Genomic DNA, 19,554 nt, shown 5'->3' with positions numbered 1-19,554 from the left:
CGTACTCGACGATCAGCCACCTCGGCCTGATCACCTTCCTGATCGGCCTGGCCTCGCCGCTGTCGGCGGTGGCGGCGGTGTTCCACATCCTCAACCACGCCACCTTCAAGGCCTCGCTGTTCATGACTGCGGGCATCATCGACCACGAGACCGGCACGCGCGACATGCGTCAGCTCGGCGGGCTGATGAAGCTGATGCCCTGGACCGGCACGCTGGCGATGATCGCTGCCGCCTCGATGGCCGGCGTGCCGCTGGCCAACGGCTTCATCTCCAAGGAGATGTTCTTCACCGAGGCGGTGGGCGTGGCCCATGGCACGGCGTGGAACGTGCTGGTGCCTCTGGCCGCCACCTTCGGCGGCATCTGCTCGGTGGCCTACTCGCTGCGCTTCATCCACGACGTGTTCTTCAACGGCGAGCCGAAGAACCTGCCGAACCCGCACCCGCACGAGCCGCCGCTGTTCATGAAGGCGCCGGTGGCGCTGCTGGTGGTGATCTGCGTGGTGGTGGGTGTGGCCCCGGCGCTCACCTTCGGGCCGCTGGTGCACGTGGCGGCCACCGCCGTGCTCGGCGCGCCGCCGCCCGAGTACCACCTGTCGATCTGGCACGGCTTCAACCTGCCGCTGGCGATGAGCGCGGTGGCGCTGGTGCTCGGCGTGGCGATGTACTTCGCGCTGCAGCGCCGCTTCGACCTGCACCTGCACCATCCGAAGGGCTGGACCGGCCGGTTGATCTTCACCCACGCCATCGACGGGCTATTCGGGCTCGCCGGCCGCTTCACGCAGCGGCTGGAGAACGGCTCGCTGCAGCGCTATGCGGCGTGGATGGTGGGCACGGCGGTGCTGCTGGCGGCCTGGCCCTGGCTCGCCGGAGAGGGCAGTGCCCCCGCGTCGGGCACGCGCACGCTGCTGCCGGCCACGCCGCTGGCACTGGTGGCCTGGGCGCTGCTGCTGGCCGCCGGCGCGGCGCTGGTGCTCGGCCACCACGACCGCTTCCGCGCGGTGGTGCTGGTCGGCGTGGTCGGGTTGGTGACCTCGCTGACCTTCCTGGCGCTGTCGGCGCCCGACCTCGCGCTCACCCAGCTGTCGGTGGAGGTGGTCTCCACGGCGCTGTTGCTCATGGGCCTGGCGCTGCTGCCGCAAACCACGCCGCGCGAATCGGGCGCGGCGCGAAAGACACGCGATGCGCTGCTGGCGCTGGCCGGCGGCGGCGGCATCGCCTGGATCACCTGGCTGATGCTGACGCGCGACCATGACTCGATCGCCTGGTACTTCCTCGAGAACAGCGTCGCCAAGGGCGGCGGCAGCAACGCCGTCAACGTGATCCTGGTCGACTTCCGCGGCTACGACACCTTCGGCGAGATCACTGTGCTGGGCATCGCCGCGGTCGGCGTGCTGGCGCTGCTCGATGGCCTTCGCGTGCGCAAGCCGCAGGCCGATCTGCAAGGCCGCGCCTGGAGCTTCGACCGTCAGCCGCTGATGCTGCGCGTGGCGGCGCGCATCGTGCTGCCGCTGGCGCTGGTGGCCAGCGTCTACATCTTCTGGCGCGGCCACAACCTGCCGGGCGGCGGCTTCATCGCCGGCCTCGTCACCGCGATCGCGCTGGTGCTGCAGTATGTGGCGCTCGGCCAGGACCGCGCCGAGGCCGTGCTGCACGCCGGCGGCGGGCGCCGCTACACGCGCTGGATCGGCACCGGCCTGGCCATCGCGGCGCTCACCGGCATCGGCGCCTTCGTGTTCGGGCGGCCCTTCCTGACCAGCGCCTTCGGCCACCCGGTGGTGCCTGTGCTGGGTGAGCTGCCGCTGGCCACGGCCGCGCTGTTCGACCTCGGGGTCTACATCACCGTGGTAGGCGCGACGATGCTGATGCTCTCGGCGCTGGGCGCAGCGAGCAAGGAGCGCAGCGCATGATCAGCATGGAGTTTCTCGTCGCCAGTGGCGTCGGCTGGGTTACGGCCTGCGGCATCTACCTGCTGCTGCGCGGTCGCAGCTTCCCGGTGGTGCTCGGCCTCACGCTGCTCGGCTACGCCGTCAACGTATTCATCTTCGCGATGGGGCGGCTGTGGAGCAACGCCGCGCCCATCGTGGCCGGCACCACGGCGGTGGCCGATCCGCTGCCGCAGGCGCTGGTGCTCACGGCCATCGTGATCGGCTTTGCCACCACCGGCTTCGTGATCGAGCTGGCGCTGCGCAGCCACCACGAGAACGGCACGGACCAGGTCGACGGGCAGGAGCCTCGACCATGAGCCTGGCCACCTTCTTCGACACCCACCTGGCCATCCTGCCGGTGCTGCTGCCCGCCGTCACGGCGATGCTGCTGCTGCTCATCGGCGACGCGGCCGGCGACACCTCGGGCCAGCATGGCCACCGCAAGCGCAAGTGGGCACGGCGCATCGCCATCGCCTCGGTGGCGCTGGGCCTGCTGCTGGCGGCACGGCTGATGATCGAGGCCCACGCCGGAGTGGGTGCGCTGCGCGTCTACCGCGTCGGTGACTGGCCCGCGCCCTTCGGCATCGTGCTGGTGGTGGACCGCCTCTCGGCCCTGATGCTGCTGCTGACCGCCTGCGTGGCGCTGCCGGTGCTGGTGTATGCCAGCGGCGGCTGGGACGCGCACGGCCGCTACTTCCACGCCATCTTCCAGTTCCAGCTGATGGGCCTGAACGGTGCCTTCGTCACCGGCGACCTGTTCAACCTGTTCGTCTTCTTCGAGGTGCTGCTGATCGCCAGCTACGTGTTGATGCTGCACGGCCAGGGCCGCGAGCGCTACCGCATCGGCGTGCACTACGTGGTGCTCAACCTGGCGGCATCGGCGCTGTTCCTGATCGGCGTGTCGATCCTCTATGCGCTGACCGGCACGCTCAACTTCGCCGACCTGGCGCTGCGCGTGCCGAAGGTGACGGGTGCCGATGCCGTGGTGTTGCAGGCCGCGGCGCTGATCCTGCTGGTGGTGTTCGGCTTCAAGGCGGCGCTGATGCCGCTGGCGATGTGGCTGCCGGCCACCTACGCGGCGTCCAGCGCGCCGGTGGCGGCGCTGTTCGCGATCATGACCAAGGTCGGCGTCTACGCCATCGTGCGCGTGCACGGCGTGGTCTTCGGCGCAGACGCCGGCGATTCGGCCTTCACCGTGCAGCCGCTGCTGCTGCCGCTGGCGCTGGCCACCTCGGTGGTCGGCGTGCTGGGTGCGCTGGCGGCCCACACCTTGCCGCGGCTGGTGGCGTGGCTGACGGTGGCCTCGGTGGGCACGGTGCTGGCGGCGCTGGGCCTGTTCCGCGCCGAGGCCTGGTCGGCCGCGCTGTACTACATGGCCAACAGCACGCTGGTGATCGCCGGCCTGTTCCTGCTCGCCGAGCTGGTGGCGGCGCAGCGCGGCGAGGTGGGCGAGCGGCTGGAGCCGGCCTCGCCGGTGGCGCAGCCGGCGCTGCTGGGCACGCTACTGCTGCTCGCTGCGGCTTCCACCGCCGGCCTGCCGCCGCTGCCGGGCTTCATCGGCAAGCTGATGATCCTCGAGGCGGCACTGCCGCACGCCGCCGCGGTGGCGGTGTGGGCGGTGGTGCTGACGGTGGGCTTCTTCACGCTGGTGGGCCTGGCGCGCGCCGGCAGCATCCTGTTCTGGAACGTGCGCCACGAGGACGGCGGCACGGCGGCTTCGGGTGCGAGCCCGCGCCTGGTGGTGGCGACCGTCGCGCTGATCGCCTTGAGCGTCGCGATGAGCGCCTTTGCCGAACCGCTGAAGCGCTACACCGACGCCGCCGCTGCGCAGCTGCTCGACCGCCGCGCCTATGCCGAGGCCGTGCTCGGCCCGCAGGGCCTGGCCACCGAGACCACGCGGCCCTACCGCATCACCCCCGGAGGCACGAAATGAGCCGCCCGAACGACACGGCCCCGATCGCCCCGCCGGGCTGGTTCGCCCACCCGGTGCTCTCGCTGCTGATCGCCGCCACCTGGCTGCTGCTGCAGCAGAGCCTGGCGGTGCCCCAGCTCATCACCGCGGCGGTGCTGGCTGTCTTGCTGCCGCGGCTGCTGCACGGCTTCCTCGGGCCGGCGACGCGGCTGCGATCGCCGGGCACGGTGCTGCGCTTCGTCGCGCTGGTGCTGTGGGACATCGTGCTGTCCAACCTCACCGTCGCCCGGCTGGTTCTCGACCCGCGTGCCGATCCGCAGCCGGCCTGGGTGCCGGTGCCGCTGGCGCTCACCCACCCGACCGCGATCACGCTGCTGGCCGCTGTCATCACCACCACGCCGGGCACGGTGTCCTGCGTGGTCGACGAGGAACGCCGGGAGATCCTGGTGCACGCGCTGGACTGCGCCGATCCGGTCGACCTGGCCGCTCAGATCAAGCAGCGCTACGAGGCGCCACTGATGGAGATCTTCGGATGAGCCCGCCCGAGCTGGCCTTGAACTTCGCGCTGGGCGCCGTATCTGTGGCGATGCTGCTGTGCGCCTGGCGGCTGCTGCGCGGGCCGGAAGTCACCGACCGGCTGCTGGCGCTGGACACCCTGTACATCAACACCGTGGCCCTGGTGATCCTGCTCGGGCTGCGCTGGCAGACGGCCCTGCTGTTCGAGGCGGCGCTGATCATCGCGATGCTGGGCTTCGTGTCCACCGTCGCGCTGGCGCGCTACCTCAGCCGCGGCGACGTGGTCGAGTGACGAGGACGACACGATGAACGAACTGCCGCTGTGGCTTCAGTGGATCGTTGCTGCGCTGCTGGTGACCGGCGGCGTGTTCGCGCTGGTCGGCGCGATCGGCATGCTGCGCTTCCGCGACTTCTACATGCGGCTGCACGCCCCCACCAAGGCGACGACGCTGGGCGTGGGCGGGGTGCTGCTGGCCAGCCTGGCGGTGTCGTGGTGGCGCGGCGAGTTCGGCGTGCCGGAGCTATTGATCACGCTGTTCCTGTTCGTCACGGCACCGGTGTCGGCCAACCTGCTCGCCAAGGCGGCGATGCACCTGAAGGTGCCGTCGAAGGCCGGCGAGCCGCCGCGGAGCGTGCGGCCGTGAAACCCGGCGGCTGGCGCGACTGGCTGCCCAGCCCGCAGGCGCTGCAGGGCAACCGCTGGCTGAGTTGGATCGGCCCGGCGCTGCACCATCCGCGCCTGTGGCACCTCAACCGCCGCGGCGTGGCGCTCGGCCTCGCGCTCGGGCTGTTCTTCGGCCTGCTGATCCCGATCGCTCAGATCCCGCTGGCCGGCGGCGCGGCGGTGCTGCTGCGCGCCAACGTGCCGATGGCGGTGGCCAGCACGCTGGTCACCAACCCGGTCACCTTCGGGCCGGTGTACTACGCTGCCTGGCGCACCGGCAGCGCCATCCTCGGCGACGACGGCCATGCGAAGCCTCCGGCGGCACAGGCGCAGGCGAAGGAGGAACTGCAGGGCAACTGGTGGCAACGCGCCTGGCAGCGCATCGAGCAGGCCGGCAAGCCGTTGCTGCTGGGCCTGACGATCTTCGCCACCGTCTTCGGGATGCTCGGCTACCTGCTGGTCACGCTGGCCTGGCGCCTCAAGGTGGTGCTGGCGCGGCGCCGCCGCTGCCGCAAGGCCTATGGCTGACGCGCCGGGCGCAGCAGCATCACGATCAGCGTCACCACCGTCAGCGGCACCACGAAGCCCAGCATCACGTTGCTGAAGAAGGGCAGGGCGTCGTGCTGCTGCGCGGCGAGGATCAGGTAGGTGACGTAGGCCACGTAGTAGCCGACGAAGATGCCACCCTCCCAGCGCGCGATCTCGCGGCCGGTGACGAATACCGGCAGGCAGGCCAGGCACACCGCCAGCATCACCCAGATGTCGAAGGACAGCAGCGAAGGCGCCAGCGGCAGACCGGCGCCGCCGGCGGCCAGGCCCGAGATGCCCAGGCAGCCGAGGATGTTGAAGGTGTTGCTGCCCACCACGTTGCCCACGGCGATGTCGCGCTCGCCCTTGAGCGCCGCGGTGATCGAGGTCGCGACCTCCGGCATCGAGGTGCCGGCGGCGACGATGGTCAGCGCGATCACCACGTCGCTGACGCCCAGCGCTTTCGCGAAGTTCACCGCCGCGCCGACCAGTACCTCGGAGCCGACCACGAGGAAGCCCAGCCCGGCGGCGATCAGCAGAAGCTGCACCGGCAGCTTTGCGTCCCAGGCGCCCTCGGCGGCCGGCTTCACTTCTTCGTCGTACTCGGTGGCCTGCGCCGAAGCGCGGCGCGACTGCACGATGAGGAAGATCGTGTAGGCCGCCATCAGCACGGCCAGCAGGCCGGCATCGAAGGCGCCGAGCCGCCCGTCCAGACCAAGCAGGAGGAGCAGGAGCGCCGCGCCGATCATGATCGGCACCTCCTGGCGGATCAGCTGCAGGTTGACCACCAGCGGCGTGATCAGCGCACTCATGCCGAGGATGAACAGCACGTTGAAGATGTTGCTGCCGACCGCGTTGCCGATGGCAATGTCGGTGCGGCCGTCGAGCACCGCGCCGACCGACACCGCCACCTCGGGTGCGCTGGTGCCGAAGGCGACGATGGTCAGCCCCACCACCAGCGGCGAGATGCCGAATGACAGCGCCAGTTTCGAGGCGCCGCGTACCAGCAGCGTGGCGCCGATCACCAGGCCGGCGAGGCCGGCGACGAACAGCAAGGCGTCGGCCATGGCGCGGCGATCTCCAGGGTCAGTGGTCGCCCTTGACCGAGTGCACCATCACCCGGTCGGCCAGCGCGATGGCCAGGGCGGAGAACAGGAACGCGATGTGGATCACCGTCTGCCACAGCAGCACCTTGTCGGTGTAGTTGGCGGCGTTGATGAAGGTCTTGAGCAGATGGATCGAGCTGATGCCGATGATCGCGGTGGCCAGCTTGACCTTGAGGACCGAGGCGTTCACGTGGCTCAGCCACTCCGGTTGGTCGGGATGGCCCTCCAGATCCAGGCGCGAGACGAAAGTTTCGTAGCCGCCGACGATCACCATGATCAGCAGGTTGCTGATCATCACCACGTCGATCAGCGCCAGCACCACCAGCATGATGATGGTCTCGTTCAGCGCGGTGGGCACCACGTCGCTCTTGTAGCCGATGCTCGACACCAGCTTGGCCAGCGCGTCGGTGTTGCCGAAGGCCGCCTCGATCAGGTGGACCAGCTCGACCCAGAAGTGGAACACGTACACGGCCTGGGCGAGGATCAGGCCGAGGTACAGCGGCAGTTGCAGCCAGCGGCTGGCGAAGATCAGCCGGGGCAGCGGGCGCTGGTGCGAGGGCGTGATCGGTCTGTCGGTGGCGGCCATGGGGTTTTGCTTGGTGTTGATCCGGGTTTGGCGCAGGATTCTAGGCTGCGTAGCATGACGGACTTCACGGGGCGTCAGCCCTTCGTAAGAGCGTCTGCCTAATGTCCGGGCAAACCAACCACCACCGTCGAGGAGACCTCATGAGCTCGAGCCACCTGTACCCGCCGCCGGAAGCCGCCGTCAAGGGCGCTTACGTCTCCGGCATCGAGGCCTACAACAAGCTGTGTGCCGAGGCCGAGGCCGACTACGAAGGCTTCTGGGCGCGCCATGCCCGCGAGCTGGTCAGCTGGAAGACGCCCTTCACCAAGGTGCTGAACGAATCGGGCGCGCCGTTCTTCAAGTGGTTCGAGGACGGCACGCTGAACGTCTCCTACAACTGCCTGGACCGCAACGTCGAGCGCGGCCTGGGCGACAAGACCGCCATCATCTTCGAGGCCGACGACGGCAAGGTCACCAAGGTCAGCTACAAGCAGCTGCTGGCGCAGACCAGCCAGCTGGCCAATGCGCTGAAGGCGCGCGGCATCAAGAAGGGCGACCGCGTCGTCATCTACATGTCGATGAGCGTCGAGGGCGTGGTCGCGATGCAGGCCTGCGCGCGCATCGGCGCGACGCACTCGGTGGTGTTCGGCGGCTTTTCCGCGCAATCGCTGCGCGACCGCATCGAGGACGCCGGCGCGGTGGCCGTGATCACCGCCGACGAGCAGTTGCGCGGCGGCAAGCAGCTGCCGCTGAAGGCCATCGTCGACGAGGCGCTGGCGCTGGGTGGCTGCGACTCGATCAAGAACGTCATCGTCTACAAGCGCACCGGCGGCAATATCGCCTGGACCGCCGGCCGCGACGAATGGCTGCATGACGTGGTGGCCGGCCAGGGCACCACCTGCGAGCCGGAGTGGGTCGAGGCCGAGCACCCGCTGTTCCTGCTCTACACCTCCGGCTCCACCGGCAAGCCCAAGGGCGTGCAGCACAGCACCGGCGGCTACCTGCTGCATGCGGCACTGACGACGAAGTGGACCTTCGACCTCAAGCCCGACGATGTGTTCTGGTGCACCGCCGACATCGGCTGGGTGACCGGCCACACCTACATCGCCTACGGCCCGCTGGCCCTGGGCGGCACCGAGATCGTGTTCGAGGGCGTGCCCACCTATCCGGACGCCGGCCGCTTCTGGAAGATGATCCAGGACCACAAGGTCAGCATCTTCTATACCGCGCCCACCGCGATCCGCTCGCTGATCAAGGCGGCCGAGGCCAACGAGGCCGTGCACCCGAAGAGCTACGACCTCAAGAGCCTGCGCATCCTCGGCTCGGTGGGCGAGCCGATCAACCCGGCGGCCTGGGAGTGGTACCACCAGCACGTGGGCGGCGGCCGCTGCCCGATCGTCGACACCTTCTGGCAGACCGAGACAGGCGGCCACATGATCACCCCGCTGCCGGGCGCCACCACGCTGGTGCCGGGCTCGTGCACGCTGCCCTTCCCGGGCATCATGGCGGCGGTGGTCGACGAGACCGGCAAGGAAGTGCCCTGGGGTCAGGGCGGCATCCTGGTCGTGAAGAAGCCGTGGCCGTCGATGATCCGCACCATCTGGGGCGATCCGGAGCGCTTCAAGAAGAGCTACTACCCGGAAGACTTCAAGGGCAAGTACTACCTCGCCGGCGACGGCGCGATCCGCGACGAGAAGACCGGCTACTTCACCATCACCGGCCGCATCGACGACGTGCTGAACGTCTCTGGCCACCGCATGGGCACGATGGAGATCGAGTCGGCGCTGGTGGCGCACACCGAGCTGGTGGCCGAGGCTGCCGTGGTCGGCCGTCCCGATGACACCACCGGCGAGGCGATCTGCGCCTTCGTCGTGCTCAAGCGCCCGCGCCCGACTGGCGAGGAAGCCAAGCGCATCGCCAAGGAGCTGCGCGACTGGGTCGGCAAGGAGATCGGCCCGATCGCCAAGCCCAAGGACATCCGCTTCGGCGACAACCTGCCGAAGACGCGCTCGGGCAAGATCATGCGCCGCCTGCTGCGCTCGGTGGCCAAGGGCGAGACGATCACGCAGGACACCTCGACGCTGGAGAACCCGGCGATCCTGGACCAGCTGTCCCAGTCCAACTGAGCGGGGCCACCGCTTGAAACGAAACGCGGCGCCTCGGCGCCGCGTCTTCGTTGGAACTGCCGAATCCGTCAGTCCCGCGGGCGGAAGCTGATCTCCAGGGAAGGCGGCACGCGCCCATCGGTGTCACGCGGCAGCACCTCGGTCTTGTCGATCGCGCGCAGCACGGCGTCGTCCCAGGCCGGCACGCCGCTGCTCTTGATCAGCCGCCGGCCGAGGATGGTGCCGTCAGGCCCGGCCTTCACCTCCACCGTGGCCTGCGGATTGCCCGTGATGGTGTCGCTGAACACGATGTTGGGCAGGATGCGCGCCTTGATGCGGCCCGCATAGCTGGCCGACGGGCCGGCGGTCTTCGCCGCGGTGCCGGTGGAGTTCGGGGCGCCGTCGCCGGCCAGGTTGGCCAGGCGCTGCAGCTGTTCCTCGCGGCGCTTCTCGGCGGCCGCGGCCTCGGCGGCCTCGCGCCGCTTCTTCTCGGCCTGCTCCTTCTTGAGCTTCTCGGCTTCGGCGAGCTTGCGCTGCTGCTCTTCCTTCTCTCGCCGAAGCTGCTCTTCCTTCTCGCGCCTGAGCTCCTCTTCGCGGCGCAACTGCTCTTCCTTGCGCTTGCGTTCCTCTTCGCGCTTGGCCTTCTCGATGGCGATCTGCGCGTCGTCCTGCTTCGGCGTCTCGGCCTTCGGTGGCGGAGGCGGCGGTTCGGGCTTCTTCACCGGCTGCGGCGGCGTCGGCTCGGGCGCGACCGGCTTCGGCGCGGCAATCTGGGGCACGGCGGCCCACAGTTCGGCCTCGATCCCGGCCGGATTGCTCGAGCGCCAGCTCACGCCGAAGGCGATCGCGATCACCAGCAGCGCATGCACCGCGAGCGCCATCAGCAACCCTCGGCCCAAGCCGTCGGGGTTGCGCGGGATCAGCGCATCACGCGAGAGCGTGGCGGCGTTCATCGCTGCGTCAGCCTCCGCTGCTCTTGACCGACAGGCCCACGCGCTGCACGCCGGCGCGCTGCAGCGTGTCCATCACCTTGACCACCGACTCGTACTTCACCGCCTTGTCGGCAGAGATCACCACCGGCGTCTCGGCGTTGCCGGCCTGCACCTGCTTGACGCGCGCTGCCAGGTTGCGCAGCGCAATCGGCTGCTCGTCCTTGCCGTCGACCTTCATCTTCAGCGCTTCGTCGTTGACGACCACCACCTCGATCACGTGCTCCGGCGCCTTCTTCGCCTTCCCAACGGTGGGCAGGTCGATCACGCCGGTGGTGATCAGCGGCGCGGTGACCATGAAGATGATCAGCAGCACCAGCATCACGTCGATGAAGGGCACCATGTTGATATCGGCGATGGTGCGGCGGCGCGAACCGCGGGCGGCGACGGCGGGCATGTCGGGCTCCGTCGCTCAGCGCGAATGCTGGAAGCCGCTGTGCACGTGGGCGGCCGCCGGGGGCGGCGGCGGTGCGGCGCCGACGTTGCGCTGCAGGATGTTGGAGAACTCCTCGATGAAGGTCTCCTGCTGCATCGCGATGCGATCGATGTCCCGCGCGAAGCGGTTGTAGGCGATCACCGCGGGAATGGCAGCGAACAGGCCGATCGCGGTGGCCACCAGCGCCTCGGCGATGCCGGGCGCGACAGTGGCCAGCGTCACCTGCTGCATGTTCGACAGGCCGACGAAGGCATGCATGATCCCCCACACCGTGCCGAACAGGCCGACGTAGGGGCTGACCGAGCCCACCGAGGCGAGGAAGCTGAGGTTGGACTCCACCGCATCGATCTCGCGCTGGAAGCTCGCGCGCATGGCGCGGCGCGCGCCGTCGAGCAGGGCGCCCGGATCGGACACACGGCGCTCGCGCAGCTTGAGAAACTCGCGCATGCCGGAGGCGAAGATGCGCTCCATCGGCGCGCCGTCGGTGCGCTTGGCGGCGTCGGAATACAGCTCGTTGAGGTTGCGGCCGGCCCAGAACTCGCGCTCGAACTCCTCGTTGTCGCCGCGCACGCGCTTGAGGCCGAAGAGCTTGCCGAAGATGACTGTCCAGCTGGCCAACGAGGCGAGCAGCAGGCCGGCCATCACGAGCTGCACCACCCAGCTGGCGTGCATCACGAGGGTGAAGATCGAGAAATCCTGGTTCATGTCATCGATTCGAGGATGGCCGTCGGAATACGGCGGGGTGCGAAAGTTCCGGCATCGACGCAGCCGATGCGGATCTCGCCCTCGGCCAGCAGCACGGGTGTCGCGGTGCCGGTGCGCCAGGCCTGCTGGTGCAGGCTCATCGAGGCGCGGCCCACGTCGCGTGGCGCGACGGTGACCTCGATCAGGTCATCCAGCCGTGCCGGGCTCAGGTATCGCACCGAAGTATCGGCGACGACGAATATCGCGCCTGTATCGGTTCGCAAGCGTTCCTGGGAGAAGCCGAGGCCGCGCAGCCACTCGGTGCGCGCGCGCTCGAAGAACTTCAGGTAGTTGGCATAGAACACCACGCCGCCGGCATCGGTGTCTTCCCAGTACACGCGCAGCGTGTGGCGAAAGGGCGAGGAGGGGGTGTGATCTCGGGCCAAGCCCGGATTATCGCTGCAGCACTCGCTGGTACACCGGGCCCCACAGCGGGTGGCCGGCTTCCGACTTCGACAGCGCGAAGGCCGGATCGGCGGCGCGCGCCGAGCGGAACTGCACCTCGCAGTCGACGGCGCGGTTGCTGGTGCAGAAGATGAACGCGAGCAGCTTGTGCGCCGCGGCGCGGTCACGCGGCGACACCAGCCCGGCCTGCAGGGCCGCCTGGAGTTGCTTCTCGGCTTGCGGATACTGCGCGTCGTCGTAGGCGCGCATGCCAGCCATCAGGGCCTTCTCGGCGGGCCGCTCGGCGACGTCGAGCAGGCCGACAGGCGGTGCCAGGGGAGGCTGCACGCAGGCGGCGAGCAGCGCGCTCGCGAGAACGGGCAGGGTGATGATGGCAAGACGGCGGATCATGATCCGAACTTGTGCTTGAGGCTGACCGGCTGGCCGGGGGCTACGCTGATCGTCGCACTGTAAGGCGGGAAGTCGGCGTTGCGGATGACGATCTGGTGCCGGCCTTCGGGCAGCGTCAGCTCGTTCAGCGGCGGAGTTGTGCCGACCGACGTGCCGTTGACCTCGACGTTGCCCCAGGGGCTGACGGCGATGCGCACGCTGCCGGTGCCGGTGGTTGACGCCGGCGTGGCCTTGCCCTCACGCACCGGCCGGCCCTCCTTGGCCGCAGGCCTGGCCGGCGGCTTGGCGGCCGCAGGCTTGCGTGGTTCGGGCGCCGGTTCGGCGGCGGCCACGGTGGCCGTCGCGGTCTGCGAGGCGGGCGGCTCGACGGCCACGGGCGCAGCCGGGTCGGGCTGCGTGGCCGCCAGGGCTGGAGCCGGCGCCGGGTCGGGCGTGGCCACCGGTGCGTTGGCCATCCTCACGGGGGCTGCTGCGGTGGCCGTCACGGCCTTGCCGCCGCTGCCGCTCATCGTCGTCAGCCAGCCGAGGCCGGCCAGCAGGCCGATCACCAGCCCGGCGGCGATGGCGACTGCGCTCTTGCGCCGCTGCGGCGCGCCGGGGCTCGCATCGGGCGGCAGGCTGTCGGGCACCTGGGCCTGGGCGTTCTCGTCGAGCCAGTGACGCAGTTCGCGCGACAGCGCACGCGCCGAGCGGTAGCGGTGCTCCGGATCCTTCTCCATCGCCCGCGCCACGATCTCGGCCAGCGCCGACGGCACGTTCGGATCGACCTCGTCGGCGCGCGGCGGCTTGTGCTCGATGACCGCGGCGGTGATCTCGCTGAGTGTGCTGCCGCGGAACGGCTTCTTGTCGGTCAGCAGCTCGTACAGCACCACGCCGAGCGAGAACACGTCGGCGCGCCGGTCCACCGGCTGCTGGCGGGCCTGCTCGGGCGCCATGTAGTAGGGCGAGCCGGCCGCCACGTCGCCGGCACCGTCGTGCTGGTGGGCGATGCGGGCGATGCCGAAGTCGAGCACGCGCGGCTGCGTGCGGCCGACCATGAAGATGTTGGCTGGCTTGATGTCGCGGTGGATCACGCCCTTGCTGTGCGCGTAAGCCAGCGCATCGGCGACGCGGCGCACGATGGTGGCGGCCTGCACCGGCGTCGGCCGCCAGCCTTCCTGGCGCAGCTGGCGCAGGTCGCGGCCCTTGAGCAGTTCCATCGCGATGTAGGCGCTCTGGTCGCTCACGCCGGCATCGAACACGGTGACGATGTGCGGGTGCGAGAGGCCACCGGCGGCGCGGGCCTCGTTCAGGAACAGGGCGTTGAAGGATTCCCGCTCCTCGGGCGCGATCTCCAGGTTCAGCGTCTTGATCGCGATCAGCCGCGACAGCAGCGGGTCGTGTGCGGCGTAGACGGTGCCCAGCCCGCCGGCGCCGATCTTGTACTTCAGCGCATAGCGGCCGATGTGCCCGATGGTGGGCATCTGGTCGTCCGCCTTCGGCGTCGGGTTGGTGGGGAACGCGGCCGCTGGCCCTGGCGGCACGCCGATGTCCGTGTCGCCCCAGGGAGCAATGTCGGAGGCGGTCGGCGGCAGGGTGGGCGGCACGGGTTCGGCCGGCTCGGAGTCCGGATTGCCGCGCCGCGAGGAAGGGCTCGGAGACGTCACTCGAGCAGCTTAGTGCAGCCCCTGCCCCTCGACGCGTGAAAAACACCCAGATCAGGCGCGTTGGTAACAGCTTCTCACCAAAGTTTGACCTGTCGCCGTGCCGGGCGTCACGCCCGCGCGACGAAGGTCTCGCGCAGCCGCGCCATCGCCTGCTCGAGTTGCGGCATCGCGCTCGCGTACGACAGGCGAATCCAGCGCTCGCTGCCATGGCGGCCGAAGTCGCGCCCGGGCGTCAGCGCCACATGGGCGCGGCGCATCAGGTCGAAGGCGAAATCCCAGCTGCTGGCGGCATGCGCCGAACAGTCGGCCCAGGCATAGAACGCGCCGTCGGGCATGACCGGCACGCGCAAGCCCATGGCGTCGAGGGCCGGGACCACGAAGTCGCGCCGTGCCTTGAACTCGGCGCGTCGGCGCTCGTACTCGGCGATCGATTCGGGCTCGAAGCAGGCCAGGGCCGCCTGCTGCGCGATGGCGGACGCGCAGATGAACAGGTTCTGCGCCAGCTTCTCGACCGCAGGCACCAGCGACTCGGGCAGCACCATCCAGCCCAGCCGCCAGCCGGTCATCGAGAAATACTTCGAGAAGCTGTTGATCGAGACGACGTCCTCGCCGTGGGCCAGTGCACTGTGGCCGTAGCGTTCGTCGTAGCTGAGGCCGAGGTAGATCTCGTCGACGATCGTGAAGCCGCCGCGCGCGCGAACCGCCTCGACGATGCGGCCCATCTCGGCCGGGTCGATCGACGTGCCGGTGGGGTTCGAGGGCGAGGCCAGCAGCACGCCGCGGGTGCGCTCGCTCCACGCCGCTTCGACGCCCGCGGCGTCGAGCTGGAAGCGCTGCTGCGGCCCGCAGGGCAGCAGCACCGGCACGCCATCCGCCGCGGCCACGAAGTGGCGGTTGCAGGGGTAGCTCGGGTCGGGCATCAGCACCTCGTCGCCGCGCTCGACCAGCGCCAGGCAGGCCAGCTGCAGCGCCGCCGAGGCGCCCGCGGTGACGACGATGCGCGAAGGCGCGATGTCCAGGCCGAAGCGCTGCGCATACCAGCCGCTGATGCGCTCGCGTAAGGGCTCGAGGCCGGTGGCATGGGTGTACTGCGTGCGGCCGGCGCGCAGCGCCCGCTCGGCGGCTTGTTGCACGAGCGGCGGTGCGGTGAAGTCGGGCTCGCCGATGTTCAGGAAGATCATCGGCTTGTCGATGCACGCCGGCGAGCGCGCCTGCTCGCTGGCCGCCTTGGCGCACTCCATCACGTAGAAGGGCTCGATGTGATCGAGCCGCGAGGCGGTGCGCAGCATGCGCGTCAGCGCCGCGCGGCGCGTGCCGCCTGCACTTCGACCGGGCGCAGCTCGGCGGCGGCCTTGTCGAGCACGCCGTTGACGTACTTGTGGCCGTCGGTGCCGCCGAAGTTCTTCGCCAGCTCCACCGCCTCGTTGATGGCCACCTTGTAGGGCACGTCGATGCAGTGCTTGAGCTCGTAGGCGCCGATCATCAGCACGCCGTGCTCCACCGGCGACAGTTCGGTGGTCTTGCGGTCGACGTGGCGCGCGAGCACGGCGTCGAGGTCGGCAGCCTCGGCGATGCAGCCATGCAGCAACGCGTCGAAGTGGGCCGCGTCGCACTCGGCGAAGCCGTCCTGCTCGCGCATGTGGGCGTCGATCACACCGGCGTCGGCACCGCCGATCAGCCACTCGTACAGGCCCTGCAGCGCCGCCTCGCGCGAGCGCCGCCGTGCCGAGGGCGCACCGCCGCGCGGCTTGCCCGGCTTCTTCTTCACGGGCGTCTTGGCAGTCGGTTCGCTCACGACAGGTCTTCCAGCAGATTGGCCATCTCGACGGCCACGCGCGCGGCGTCGCGGCCCTTCTCCTCGGCGCGGGCCCAGGCCTGCGCCTCGTTCTCGACGGTCAGGATGGCGTTGGCGACCGGCAGGTGATGGTCGAGCGAGACGCGCGTGACGCCGGCGCCGCTCTCGTTGGCCACCAGCTCGAAATGGTAGGTCTCGCCGCGGATGATGCAGCCCAGCGCCACCAGCGCGTCGAAATCGTCGCTCTCGGCCAGCGCGTCCAGCGCCAGCGGAACTTCCAGCGCGCCGGGCACGGTGACGTGGCGGATATGGCGCTCGTTGACGCCCAGCGCCTTCAGCTCGGCCAGGCAGCTCTCGGCCAGCTTCGCGGTGATCTCGGCGTTGAAGCGTGCCTGCACGATGCCGATGCGCAGGTCCTGCCCGTTCAGCGCCAGGGCGGCGCCCTTGTCAGCGTCCTGCATGGGTGGCTTTCGTCAGGGAGTTCGTCATTGGGCCGCCACGAAGCCGGTGACCTCGAGGCCGTAGCCGGTCATGCTGGGCATGCGGCGCGGGCTGCCCAGCAGTCGCATCTTCGCGATGCCCAGTTCGCGCAGGATCTGCGCGCCGACGCCGTAGGTGCGCAGGTCCATCTGGCCGCGCGCGGCAGGCACGGCCGGCCGCTGGCCGGTGACCTGAGGCAGCAGCGCGGCCACGCCCTCGCCGCAATTGAGCAGCAGTGCAGCGCCACGCGGCGCGGCCTGGATGGCGGCCAGCGCCTTGGGCAGCGGCCACGAGTGGCCGCTCGCGCCGGTGTCGAGCAGGTCCATCACCGACAGCGGCTCGTGCACACGCACCAGTACCTCGTCGGCCGGCGTCCAGCTGCCGTGCACCAGCGCCAGGTGCAGGCCGCCGGTGCGGTCGCGCCAGGCGGTGCAGTCGAACTCGCCCTGCGCGGTGGATAGGCGGCGCGAGCCGGCGCGCTCGATCAGCGATTCGTTGCGGCTGCGGTGCTCGATCAGGTCGGCGATGGTGCCGATCTTCAGGCGGTGCTCGTGCGCGAACTCGATCAGGTCGGGCAGGCGCGCCATCGTGCCGTCGTCCTTCATGATCTCGCAGATCACGGCGGCGGGCGTGAGGCCGGCCATGCCGGCGAGGTCGCAGCCGGCTTCGGTGTGGCCGGCGCGCATGAGCACGCCGCCGTCCTGCGCCTGCAGCGGGAAGATGTGGCCGGGCTGCACCAGGTCGCTCGGCTTGGCGTGGCGTGCCACCGCGGCCTGCACGGTACGCGCGCGGTCGGCTGCGGAGATGCCGGTGGTCACGCCTTCGGTGGCTTCGATCGAGACGGTGAAGGCCGTGCCGGTCTTCTGGCCGTTGCGCGCGGCCATGGGCTCGAGGCCGAGGCGCTCGCAGCGCTCGCGGGTGAGCGTCAGGCAGATCAGCCCGCGGCCGAACTTCGCCATGAAGTTGATCGCCTCGGGCGTGACATGGTCGGCAGCGAGCACGAGATCGCCCTCGTTCTCGCGGTCTTCCTCGTCGACGAGGATGACCATGCGGCCGGCAGCCAGCTCGGCCACCAGCTCCGGAATCGGTGAAATCGACATGGCGGGATTGTAGGTGGCGGGGGTGTTCCGCCCCTGGAGAGTGGTCTCAGTGGCGGGGCAGGGAGCCACCGAGCATGCGCTCGACGTAACGCGCGATCAGGTCGATCTCGAGGTTGACGCGGCTGCCGGCGCGCACCGTGCCCAGCGTGGTGTTCTCGATCGTGTGCGGGATCAGGTTGATGCTGAACTCGCAGTGCTCAGGGTGGTCGACCACGCGGTTGACGGTGAGGCTCACGCCGTTGACCGTGATCGAGCCCTTGTAGGCGAGGAAGCGCGCCAGCGCCGGCGGGGCGCTGATGCGCAGCTCCCACGATTCGCCCACGGGCTCGAAGTGCGTCACCTGCCCGATGCCGTCGACATGGCCGCTGACCAGGTGACCGCCGAGGCGGTCGTTGGCGCGCAGCGCCTTCTCGAGGTTGACCGGGCCGGGTTCACCCAGGCCGGCGGTCTTGTCCAGGCTTTCGGCCGAGATGTCGATCGTGAATCGGCCCGCGGCTGCGTCGAAGGTGGTGACCGTCATGCAGGCGCCATTGAGCGCGATGCTGTCGCCCAGGGCCACGTCGTCGAGGTAGCCGGCCGGGGCCTGCAGGGTCAGGCGCAGGCCGTGCGAGGCGTCGGCGCCGAGCGGGGTCGCGTCGACGATGCGGCCGACGCCGGTGATGATGCCGGTGAACATGGTGCGATTGTCGCAGGCGGAGCGTGCGCGCGACGTCGCCTTCGCGTCAGAAGTCCTCGCGACCGGGAGGGCGGGCGATCAGGCGCAGGTCGTCACCGATGCGCTCGATGCCCGTCCAGCGCAGGTCGAGCGTGTCCTGCAGACGCTCGAGCGGGCCGAAGGCGGCCAGCTCGCGTCCCACGCCGAGCAGGCGCGGGGCCATGTAGACGAGGAACTCGTCGACCAGCCCCTCGCGCACCAGCGAGCCGTTGAGCTTGTGGCCCGCCTCGACGTGCAATTCGTTGACGCCGCGGTGCGCGAGGTCGGCCAGCATCGCGGCGAGGTCGACCTTGCCGCCCGCGCCGGGCAGGAAGGCGATTTCCGCGCCGGCAGCGCGCAGCGCTGCCTCGCGCGTGGCATCGGGCTGCGCCGCGTAGATCAGCACCGTGCCCGGTGGTGCCAGCAGCTTGGCGGTCGGCGGGGTCTCCAGACGCGAATCGACCACCACGCGCAGCGGCTGGCGCGGCGTCTCGACCAGGCGGACATCCAGGCGCGGGTCGTCGTCGAGCACCGTGCCCACGCCGGTGAGCACCGCGCTGGCGCGGCGCCGGAAGGCGTGGCCATCGGTGCGCGCCGCCGGCCCGGTGATCCATTGGCTCACGCCGTTGTTCAGCGCGGTGCGGCCGTCGAGCGACACCGCGGTCTTCATGCGCACCCACGGCCGGCCGCGGATCACCCGCGAGAAGAAGCCGATGTTGAGTTCGCGCGCCTTGCGCGCCAGCAGGCCTTCCTCGACGGCGATGCCGGCAGCGCGCAGCCGCGCCGCGCCCTGGCCGGCCACCTGAGGGAACGGGTCTTCGAGCGCCATCACCACGCGGCCGAGGCGCGCCTCGATCAGCGCATCGCAGCACGGCGGCGTGCGGCCGTGGTGGGCGCAGGGTTCGAGCGTGACGTAGGCGGTGGCGCCGTGCACGATCTCGTGCCGCGCCGCCGCATCGCGCAGCGCCATCACCTCCGCATGCGGCCCGCCGGCCTGCTGGGTGCGCCCGCGGCCGATCACCCGGCCGTCGGGCGCGACGATCACGCAGCCCACGCGCGGGTTCGGCTCGGTCAGGCCGACCGACTCCTCGGCCAGCGCGAGCGCCTCGTGCATCGGGGTGGGGAAGTGCGGCGTCGTCATATGCCGCATTGTCTCGCGGCGGCGCGGGCTCAGCGCGGCAGCAGGCGCTGGGCCGCCAGGGCCGGCTCGTGCGCGGTGATCAGCGTCGAGAGCGTCACCTGTTGCGCTTCGCCGCGCCTGTCGTTCCACGATACGGTGACGTCGACGACTCGCGAGTTCGGCCAGGTGACGGCATCGACGCGGCGCGCGACGGCATAGCGCGGGCTGCCCAGGCCGTCCGGCTCGAGGGTGTGGGCATGGTCGGCGATGGCCGCGTAGCCGTCGAGCTGCGCGAATCCGCGCAGGCCCTCGATCTCCAGCAGCGCCAGGCGCACCGCGTCGCTGCGCTGCCGCGACAGCTCGGCAAGCTGGCGCAGCACGGGCAGCACGCGCAGCAGCGCGAGCAGGCCGATGGCCCGCACGACGGCCGCGAC

At 70.2% G+C, this 19,554-nt stretch carries 23 protein-coding genes; 8 read left to right on the top strand and 15 right to left on the bottom strand.

The annotated features are described in order from the left end of the window. From mbhE to AB7U92_RS04920, 7 genes are all read left to right on the top strand, one after another. A partial coding sequence (mbhE, locus tag AB7U92_RS04950; protein WP_428575074.1) for a hydrogen gas-evolving membrane-bound hydrogenase subunit E occupies positions 1-1,907 on the top strand: 1,907 nt, incomplete at its 5' end. A gap of 5 nt (positions 1,908-1,912) precedes the next feature. Next, entirely contained in the window at positions 1,913-2,242 is a 330-nt protein-coding gene (locus AB7U92_RS04945; RefSeq protein WP_428575076.1) for a Na+/H+ antiporter subunit C, read from the top strand. Beyond that, a complete protein-coding gene (locus AB7U92_RS04940) occupies positions 2,239-3,858 on the top strand; it encodes a monovalent cation/H+ antiporter subunit D (protein WP_428575073.1) in 1,620 nt (539 codons plus the stop codon). Before AB7U92_RS04945 ends, AB7U92_RS04940 begins: the two co-directional genes overlap by 4 nt. After that, positions 3,855-4,373, top strand: coding sequence for a Na+/H+ antiporter subunit E (locus AB7U92_RS04935; protein WP_428575072.1), 519 nt, complete (start codon positions 3,855-3,857; stop codon positions 4,371-4,373). Before AB7U92_RS04940 ends, AB7U92_RS04935 begins: the two co-directional genes overlap by 4 nt. Next, positions 4,370-4,645, top strand: coding sequence for a K+/H+ antiporter subunit F (locus AB7U92_RS04930; protein WP_428575071.1), 276 nt, complete (start codon positions 4,370-4,372; stop codon positions 4,643-4,645). The genes AB7U92_RS04935 and AB7U92_RS04930 overlap by 4 nt, the downstream gene beginning before the upstream one ends. A 13-nt stretch (positions 4,646-4,658) precedes the next feature. After that, positions 4,659-4,997 carry a Na+/H+ antiporter subunit G gene (locus AB7U92_RS04925; RefSeq protein ID WP_428575070.1) on the top strand — a complete coding sequence of 113 codons (339 nt, stop codon included), beginning with the start codon at positions 4,659-4,661 and terminating at the stop codon, positions 4,995-4,997. After that, positions 4,994-5,545: a DUF2062 domain-containing protein gene (locus tag AB7U92_RS04920; RefSeq protein ID WP_428575069.1), complete on the top strand. Its 552-nt coding sequence runs from the start codon at positions 4,994-4,996 to the stop codon at positions 5,543-5,545. Before AB7U92_RS04925 ends, AB7U92_RS04920 begins: the two co-directional genes overlap by 4 nt. Here AB7U92_RS04920 and AB7U92_RS04915 read toward each other — a convergent pair. Both AB7U92_RS04915 and AB7U92_RS04910 read right to left on the bottom strand, forming a co-directional pair. Next, positions 5,536-6,612 carry a calcium/sodium antiporter gene (locus tag AB7U92_RS04915; RefSeq protein ID WP_428575068.1) on the bottom strand — a complete coding sequence of 359 codons (1,077 nt, stop codon included), beginning with the start codon at positions 6,610-6,612 and terminating at the stop codon, positions 5,536-5,538. The genes AB7U92_RS04920 and AB7U92_RS04915 overlap by 10 nt on opposite strands. 19 nt (positions 6,613-6,631) lie before the next feature. Next, on the bottom strand, positions 6,632-7,237 hold the full coding sequence (locus tag AB7U92_RS04910; RefSeq protein WP_428575067.1) for a TIGR00645 family protein: 606 nt from the start codon (positions 7,235-7,237) through the stop codon (positions 6,632-6,634). 140 nt (positions 7,238-7,377) lie between these two features. On the opposite strand from AB7U92_RS04910, the gene acs reads away from it, so the two are divergent. Further along, positions 7,378-9,342, top strand: a complete 1,965-nt coding sequence (gene acs / locus AB7U92_RS04905) for an acetate--CoA ligase (RefSeq protein ID WP_428575066.1) — start codon at positions 7,378-7,380, stop codon at positions 9,340-9,342. Between the two features lie 68 nt (positions 9,343-9,410). Here acs and tolA read toward each other — a convergent pair whose 3' ends face one another. The 13 genes from tolA to AB7U92_RS04840 all read right to left on the bottom strand — a co-directional run. Continuing rightward, a complete protein-coding gene (gene tolA / locus AB7U92_RS04900; RefSeq protein WP_428575065.1) occupies positions 9,411-10,274 on the bottom strand; it encodes a cell envelope integrity protein TolA in 864 nt (287 codons plus the stop codon). A 7-nt stretch (positions 10,275-10,281) separates the two neighbouring features. Then, positions 10,282-10,707 carry an ExbD/TolR family protein gene (locus AB7U92_RS04895; protein WP_428575064.1) on the bottom strand — a complete coding sequence of 142 codons (426 nt, stop codon included), beginning with the start codon at positions 10,705-10,707 and terminating at the stop codon, positions 10,282-10,284. 15 nt (positions 10,708-10,722) lie between these two features. Continuing rightward, complete coding sequence (gene tolQ, locus AB7U92_RS04890; RefSeq protein ID WP_428575063.1) at positions 10,723-11,451, bottom strand: protein TolQ; 729 nt, start codon at positions 11,449-11,451, stop codon at positions 10,723-10,725. Continuing rightward, positions 11,448-11,876, bottom strand: coding sequence for a tol-pal system-associated acyl-CoA thioesterase (gene ybgC / locus AB7U92_RS04885; protein ID WP_428575062.1), 429 nt, complete (start codon positions 11,874-11,876; stop codon positions 11,448-11,450). The genes tolQ and ybgC overlap by 4 nt, the downstream gene beginning before the upstream one ends. A 7-nt stretch (positions 11,877-11,883) precedes the next feature. Beyond that, positions 11,884-12,285, bottom strand: coding sequence for a TssQ family T6SS-associated lipoprotein (locus tag AB7U92_RS04880; RefSeq protein WP_428575061.1), 402 nt, complete (start codon positions 12,283-12,285; stop codon positions 11,884-11,886). Further along, on the bottom strand, positions 12,282-13,871 hold the full coding sequence (locus AB7U92_RS04875; protein WP_428575060.1) for a serine/threonine-protein kinase: 1,590 nt from the start codon (positions 13,869-13,871) through the stop codon (positions 12,282-12,284). Before AB7U92_RS04875 ends, AB7U92_RS04880 begins: the two co-directional genes overlap by 4 nt. 167 nt (positions 13,872-14,038) lie before the next feature. Next, positions 14,039-15,217, bottom strand: coding sequence for a pyridoxal phosphate-dependent aminotransferase (locus AB7U92_RS04870; protein WP_428575075.1), 1,179 nt, complete (start codon positions 15,215-15,217; stop codon positions 14,039-14,041). 8 nt (positions 15,218-15,225) lie between these two features. Then, the gene (gene nusB, locus AB7U92_RS04865; protein WP_428575059.1) at positions 15,226-15,726 is read right to left on the bottom strand and encodes a transcription antitermination factor NusB; all 501 of its coding nucleotides are present in this window, start codon (positions 15,724-15,726) and stop codon (positions 15,226-15,228) included. Next, positions 15,723-16,187, bottom strand: a complete 465-nt coding sequence (ribH, locus tag AB7U92_RS04860) for a 6,7-dimethyl-8-ribityllumazine synthase (protein WP_428575058.1) — start codon at positions 16,185-16,187, stop codon at positions 15,723-15,725. Before ribH ends, nusB begins: the two co-directional genes overlap by 4 nt. 24 nt (positions 16,188-16,211) lie before the next feature. Further along, positions 16,212-17,306 (bottom strand): bifunctional 3,4-dihydroxy-2-butanone-4-phosphate synthase/GTP cyclohydrolase II, encoded by a 1,095-nt coding sequence (ribBA, locus tag AB7U92_RS04855; protein ID WP_428575057.1) that lies wholly within the window; start codon positions 17,304-17,306, stop codon positions 16,212-16,214. 46 nt (positions 17,307-17,352) lie between these two features. Beyond that, entirely contained in the window at positions 17,353-17,982 is a 630-nt protein-coding gene (locus AB7U92_RS04850) for a riboflavin synthase (protein ID WP_428575056.1), read from the bottom strand. Positions 17,983-18,028: 46 nt separating this feature from the next. After that, positions 18,029-19,141 (bottom strand): bifunctional diaminohydroxyphosphoribosylaminopyrimidine deaminase/5-amino-6-(5-phosphoribosylamino)uracil reductase RibD, encoded by a 1,113-nt coding sequence (ribD, locus tag AB7U92_RS04845; RefSeq protein WP_428575055.1) that lies wholly within the window; start codon positions 19,139-19,141, stop codon positions 18,029-18,031. A gap of 29 nt (positions 19,142-19,170) precedes the next feature. Further along, a partial coding sequence (locus tag AB7U92_RS04840; RefSeq protein WP_428575054.1) for a type IV pilus modification PilV family protein occupies positions 19,171-19,554 on the bottom strand: 384 nt, incomplete at its 5' end.

The sequence above is a fragment of the Piscinibacter sp. genome, from assembly GCF_050175855.1.
Lineage (GTDB): Bacteria > Pseudomonadota > Gammaproteobacteria > Burkholderiales > Burkholderiaceae_C > Piscinibacter.
This window is presented reverse-complemented; position numbering and strand designations above follow the sequence as displayed.